A 1,123-nucleotide genomic window follows, 5' to 3' on the forward strand; every position below is an offset into this window, starting at 1 on the left:
TTGCGGAGATTGGTCACCTTCACCCTAGTGCCAAAGGGCAAAGTCCGATGGGCCGCCGTGAGGGCATTTTGGTTAAAACGCTCACCATTAGCGGTGCGTCGCCCATGGAATCCAGGACCGTACCAGGAAGCAATGCCTCCCTTAATTCTTTTAATCGTTGTAGCGGCATCAAAGGCATTCACCCGAGCCACCTGCAGAGCCGCCGGTAAAGCGACAATAGGCTCTGCCCCCCCCAACAAACGGCGGAGACGGTTCGCAGTTTGCAGGGCCGTTTCCGGGGCGGAGAGGGGTTTTTCCGGTAAAACTGTATTTTTGTTGATGGTCAGGAGAATTTCGTCGACGGATTTAACCACCAGTTGCTTGGTCGTGGCATCTAGATCCACTTTGATTGTGCTTGGGTCAAAGGACTTAGCCCCGCTCAGTTCATCGAGGCGACGGGCAACGGTTTGGGCCCGTTCCATGGTGTCAGTGGCTTGGTCATTGCCCAGGGCGGTCAACTCGGCGGCAGTGCCCAAAAAGGTGACCACGGGAATTTGGTTCACCCGCAGAGTAACAGCTAAACGATTTTCCGGGCCTTGGTGGGGAACTAAAGAAATCAGTTCGGTGTCTTGGAAAGTGGAAACCGGATTGGAAGAAGCGGCGGTAACGGAGGATTCTAAGGGAGCTAGAGAAGAATTATTCTCTGAAACGGCTGTCGGAGCATCCGCTTCGATGATGGTGTTTAAGGCCAACAATCCAGAAGGGCAGTTACCCCAAACCAGGGTTGTCAAACTCGCTGTGCCAATAACACCGGCGATCGAGCGACAAACGTTAATTCCTTTCATAGACTTAGAGGTAAAGGTCAAGGACTGCAAACCCCGATTGAATCAGAGGGTAGTGGTGAAAACTTCAGCAAATAAGTTACTGAGTCTTCGGCGGTCCCACTCATCCGCACATAGTACGAAAAGGCGGACAAGATTTTCGTTACAAGCTTCCACAAGCTACCACGTAAATTGGGGAGTAGACCCCAGAAAATCTTATTGGAGAGATAAATAAAGTTTATTAAGGTCTGTAAAAGCTTGCATTACAAGGTGTAAAGAATTTGTTCCGTTTCCAAAAAGCAGTGGGACAATTTGGATAGTGG

General features: G+C 50.3%; 1 protein-coding gene. It reads right to left on the reverse strand.

Translation table 11 applies throughout. The features are described 5' to 3' along the window. A partial coding sequence (locus tag IQ219_RS19800; RefSeq protein WP_194073761.1) for an RlpA-like double-psi beta-barrel domain-containing protein occupies nucleotides 1–824 on the reverse strand: 824 nt, incomplete at its 3' end. Between the last annotated feature and the right edge of the window lie 299 nt (nucleotides 825–1,123).

The sequence above is a fragment of the Synechocystis sp. LEGE 06083 genome (assembly GCF_015207725.1).
Classification (GTDB): domain Bacteria; phylum Cyanobacteriota; class Cyanobacteriia; order Cyanobacteriales; family Microcystaceae; genus Synechocystis; species Synechocystis salina.